The 4,540-nt window shown below is 69.7% G+C and carries 5 protein-coding genes; 3 read left to right on the top strand and 2 right to left on the bottom strand.

What is annotated here, in order from left to right; translation table 11 throughout:
• Positions 1 to 432, bottom strand: a 432-nt coding sequence (locus tag AB0C69_RS38575; RefSeq protein WP_360360965.1) for a hypothetical protein, incomplete at its 3' end; no start/stop codon positions are given.
• 418 nt (positions 433 to 850) lie between these two features.
• On the opposite strand from AB0C69_RS38575, the gene AB0C69_RS38580 reads away from it, so the two are divergent.
• The gene (locus AB0C69_RS38580; RefSeq protein ID WP_360360968.1) at positions 851 to 1,801 is read left to right on the top strand and encodes a DMT family transporter; all 951 of its coding nucleotides are present in this window, start codon (positions 851 to 853) and stop codon (positions 1,799 to 1,801) included.
• A gap of 10 nt (positions 1,802 to 1,811) precedes the next feature.
• Positions 1,812 to 2,762, top strand: coding sequence for a LysR substrate-binding domain-containing protein (locus AB0C69_RS38585; protein ID WP_360360971.1), 951 nt, complete (start codon positions 1,812 to 1,814; stop codon positions 2,760 to 2,762).
• Between the two features lie 178 nt (positions 2,763 to 2,940).
• Here the strand turns inward: AB0C69_RS38585 and AB0C69_RS38590 are convergent, their stop codons facing one another.
• Positions 2,941 to 3,522: a DUF308 domain-containing protein gene (locus AB0C69_RS38590; protein ID WP_360360974.1), complete on the bottom strand. Its 582-nt coding sequence runs from the start codon at positions 3,520 to 3,522 to the stop codon at positions 2,941 to 2,943.
• Positions 3,523 to 3,787: 265 nt separating this feature from the next.
• Here AB0C69_RS38590 and AB0C69_RS38595 point away from each other — a divergent pair, with 265 nt between their 5' ends.
• Positions 3,788 to 4,417 carry a helix-turn-helix domain-containing protein gene (locus AB0C69_RS38595; protein WP_360360977.1) on the top strand — a complete coding sequence of 210 codons (630 nt, stop codon included), beginning with the start codon at positions 3,788 to 3,790 and terminating at the stop codon, positions 4,415 to 4,417.
• The last annotated feature ends 123 nt before the right edge of the window (positions 4,418 to 4,540 follow it).

Genomic DNA, 4,540 nt, shown 5'->3' on the forward strand with positions numbered 1-4,540 from the left:
GAGGGTGAACGAGCGGGTCACCGCCTGTACACGGTCCATGTTCCAGTTGTCGAAGACGCCGAACGGGTCGTTGACAACCTCCAGGCGCAGGCCGCTGACTTCGTCGGCGACCACCCCGTGGCTGTCCAGGCAGATCCGGACGGGACTGACCTCGCCGCCGCCCCAGTTCTTGCCGCGGTTGACGTTCTCGATGCGGAACGCCGGTTTGTTCCGCAGCACGACGGTGATCGCCAGGTTGGAGTCGCCGAGCCAGTTGTCGCCGCGCAGGTCGTCGGCGCCGGTCTTGAACGTCAGGAGGATGTCCTGTCTGGCCCCCGGGTCGCAGAAGTGCTCCTCCAAGGCCTCGGCAGCCGCCGACCCGGCGGCGAGTAGCGACCCGGCCAGAGCCACCGCGCCCGCCAAGGCTGCGAGGGCCCTCTTCCTCGTTCTCATGTCTCTCCCATTTCGCTGGTGCCGTCCGGCGCACGGGCGCCGGCCCCGCCATTGCAGCGGCCCTTGACCAGCGCGGGAACCCTCACGGGGGATAGCCGAACAAGTCCGAACACGCCGTCGGCACAAGCCAGATCGGAGGGAATTCCGGAGACCGGGGGAAACACCGAGCCGAACGCCTGCTTGGTGGACTGACGCGAGGCATCTCGACACCATCCCGCCCGCACAGGTGCATCTGCCCTGGGCGGCGGCGAGCGGTTGGCGCTGAGAACGATCATGGTTGGCCAGCACGCTGGCGAGCGCCGTCATCTGACCGAGCCGGAAGCGTTTTCGCAGGTAGATGCGGCGCGTAAGGGAAACTACTTGGTTTGCGAACTTATGCTAAATAGAACTTCTTCTTGTTGGGTGTCACGTTGAGGGGGTGAGAAAGCGATCCGCGCCCGAGTTCTTCGCCCTGGCGGGCACTGTCGTGCTGTGGGCCTGCGCCTTCCCTGCCATCCGGGTGGGCGTGGCAGGGCTTGGTCTGGCCGCGCTGTCCTTCCTGCGGCTCGCGGTCGCCGCCGTGGCGCTGCTGGCCATGTCCCCGTTCGCGGGTGTGCGCCTGCCGCGCAGGCGGGACCTGCCGCTGATCGCGTTGTGCGGCCTGACCGGCATGACCGCCTATCAGGTCCTTCTCAACTGGGGAGAGGTGCACGTCGCGGCCGGCACGGCCAGTCTCCTGATCGCGATCGCACCCGTGTTCAGCGTGCTTCTGGCCAGTGCGTTCCTGTCCGAGCCCCTCACCCGGAACGTCGTCTTCGGCAGCTTGATCGCCATCGCGGGCACCGCGGTCGTCACCTTGGCCAGGGGGTATGCCGGCTTCAGTGCGGCCTCGCTGGTGGTGCTGGCCGCAGCCGTCGTCCAGGGCGTGTACCACTTCGCCAGCAAGCCGCTGCTCAGGCACTACAGCGGACTGGAGGTGGCCACCTACGCAATGGTCGCGGGCACCGTCTTCGCCCTGCCCCTAGCACCCGAGGCGGCGAAAGCAACTGTCGGCGCCCCGCCAGACGCTCTGTGGTCGGCGGTCTTCCTTGGCCTACTGCCTTCCGCGCTCGGGTTCGTGATCTGGGGGTACGCGGTGGCGCGCCTGCCTCTGGCCGCCTCCACCGCGGCCTTGTACCTGGTCCCGCCCGTGGCCCTGTTGGTCTCTTTCGTCTGGCTGGGCGAGAAACCTCTTCCTCTCGAACTGGCGGGGGGCGCGGTCACCGTGGCCGGGGTCGTCCTGATCAACCGCCGTAGGACCAGAGGCACGGGCCGGCAGCGTACGCGAGCCCTCCGGCCGCCTCCGCCCGCGCCGGGCCCTGACCCTCGGACGACACCGCAACGCCACTGAAGAGGTCTCCATGCTTGATGTGCGACGGCTGCGCATGCTGCAGCACCTGGCCGCGTACGGGACGATCGCCGCCACGGCCGACGCGCTGCATCTGACCGGCCCGGCCGTGTCGCAGCAGCTGGCTGTGCTGGAGCGCGAGGCCGGCGTGCCGGTGGTCGAGAAGCGGGGGCGCACGCTGTGCCTGACCCCCGCAGGGGAACTCCTTGTGGCGCACGCCGAGGTGATCCTCGGCGACCTCGCCGCCGCGGAGTCCGACCTGGCCGCCCTACGGGGCGGGCATCACGGGGTGCTGCGCGTGGCCGCCTTCGCCTCCGCCGCACGCACCCTGCTGCCCCGCGTGTACCGACTACTGGCCCAGCATGAGGACGAGTCGGCACCCACGCTCACCCTCCGGCTCGACGAGCAGGAACCCGACCAGGCGCTGGAGGCTCTGCAGAAGCACCGCGCCGACGTGGTCCTGGCCCACAGCTACTCGGTGCTGCCCCGTAACTTCCCGCAGAACAGCCGGCAGGACGTCCTCATGGATGACCCTGTGCTGCTGTGCCTGCACCCGGATCGTGCCCGCAGTCTCGGCCTCTCTCCTGGTCAGCCGGCGGACCTCGCCCGGCTTGCCGACGCCCCGTGGCTCACCCCCGGTCTCGAGGCGTCCTGTTACGAGATGATCCAGCGGGCCTGCGGCGCGGCGGGATTCGTCCCGGACATCCGGGTCCGCAGCAGCGACTTCTCGGTGCTGGTGGCCCTCGTCGCCGTGGACGCCGGGGTCGCCCTGGCCCCCCGCCTGGCCATCCCCGAACCTCACGACGGGGTCAGCCTGCATCCCCTGCTCGCGCCGGTCACCCGCACCATCTTCAGCGTCGTCCGCTTCGGCACTGCCCGCAACCCGGCCGTGCATCTGTTCCGCACGCTCCTTGAACAGGCGGCTGCCCAGCATGGCCCCGCTCATCAGCCGGATCAGACCTGACCGCGTGGCCGAGGGACAGGCGCCGTCGAACGGCTGACGAGATGGTCCGGGCACTGTCCCGGCTCAGCGCTGGGCCCGCCGCGAGTACGAGAACCGGGTCGGCACGCTCACACCCTGACCGTGATCGTTCTCAGCTGGGAGCCGGTAGCCCGGGTGTGGTCGGTTGTGTCAGTTCCTCTCACTCGTGACCCTGGTTGTCGCTCCGTCCGAGGCGTAGCGCGGAGACGAGGAAGAAGATGCCGCCGAGCAGGGCGTAGCCGGCCACGTTGGTCAGGGAGGCGTCTGCGCTCGACGCCATGAGGAAGAACGACGTGCCGGCCAGCACTGAGATCGCCCCGCTGGCGATCATCGCCCACTGTCCTCCCATGCGGCGCCGTCGGACGGCCACGACGAGCTGCACGATGCCGGCCACGACGGCCCATGCGCCCCAGACTCGCAGGACGGCCGACACCCCGGAGGTGAGGGCGACGGCGAGCAGGACGGCGGTAAGGGTGCTGATCGCGACGTTGACGTAGAGACCTGGGACGGAGCCGTTCGCGGATCCGCCGCTCGCGTTGACTCGCGCGGAGCGGGCATCGACGACGGCGGCGGCCACGTCGAACGCCGGGTACAGCACGATCAGCGCCGCGGTCAGCGGGTTGATGCTCGACGCGGTCGGGAACAGCAAGGCCGCCCAGACGAGGGCGAACCCGAAACGCACGAGGTAGAGCCGCCGGAGTGTCGCTGCGACACCGGTCACAGCCGGGGCGGTGATGGTCATGACGAATTCCCTTCATTCGGGGTGGATCAGCGCGGGACGAACCCGGTCCTCGGCCGACCGGGCTGCGGCGGCCGCGACGGTCGTCCTCGACGAACCCCAGCCCACGGCGTTCCTCCGCGCGGTGGGGCGGCCTGCCGCAAGCTGGACGCGTCGCGGTCCGGCGCGGCACCGTTAGGTAGAAAGACTGTTCTCTCTTGCATGGCCGAGCTTGGCAGACGTCGCCCACGAATGCAAGACCGATCGTTCTTTCTGCTACGGTCGAGACATGGCTACACCGATCCGTCCCGCGCACGACGGCCAGAACAGCGGCACGGGGAGGCAGGGGCGGTCTGAGGCCCGGGAACGGCTGCTGTCCACGGCCAGCGCCCTGTTCTATCGGGAGGGAATCCGAGCGGTCGGGGTCGAGCGGATCCTCGCCGAGGCCCCGGCCACGCGAGCGACGTTCTACCGGCACTTCCCGTCGAAGGAAGACCTCGTACTCGCCTACCTGCGCGGCGTCGACGCCCACATCCGCGCTGACACGCAGGCCGCCATCGAGGCCGCGCCGTCGCCGGCCGACGCGCTGCGCGCGATCGGCGCCGCCGTCGCCGCCGACCTGGCCAGACCAGAGTTCCGCGGATGCGCTTTCCTCAATGCCGCGAACGAGTACCCCGACCCCGACGACCCCGTGCGGCAGGTGGTCCTCGATCACCGGGCCTGGTACGTGACCACCCTTACGGAACTGTTCACGCAGGTCTTCGGAGGCTCACCGCGACGCGGCAAGCCAGAGCACGCCGCAAGGCACTTCGTCATGATGCGCGACGGCGCCATGACCGGCGCCCACCTCGACGGCGTCGAGAGCGTCGGTGGTGCGTTCAAGCGCGGCGTTGAGGGTCTCCTCACCATGCTCCACTGAGCACTCGCCCGCCTCGCAGCAACCGAGCTTCGTCCGGTCGCGTGACGCAGGGGGCATCCCGCAGCAGGAGCGGCGCCGTGTCCGCGAGCTCGGCGAGGTAGTCGCCGACGGCCAGGTGGAGCC

It is taken from the genome of Actinomadura sp. NPDC048032, from assembly GCF_040653175.1.
GTDB classification, from domain to species: Bacteria; Actinomycetota; Actinomycetes; order Streptosporangiales; family Streptosporangiaceae; genus Spirillospora; species Spirillospora verrucosospora.

Excerpts from the sequence above, each read along its gene's own strand:
- AB0C69_RS38585 (WP_360360971.1), top strand. The coding sequence starts at position 1,812 with ATGCTTGATGTGCGACGGCTGCGCATGCTGCAGCACCTGGCCGCGTAC.
- AB0C69_RS38590 (WP_360360974.1), bottom strand. The coding sequence starts at position 3,522 with ATGACCATCACCGCCCCGGCTGTGACCGGTGTCGCAGCGACACTCCGG.
- AB0C69_RS38595 (WP_360360977.1), top strand. The coding sequence starts at position 3,788 with ATGGCTACACCGATCCGTCCCGCGCACGACGGCCAGAACAGCGGCACG.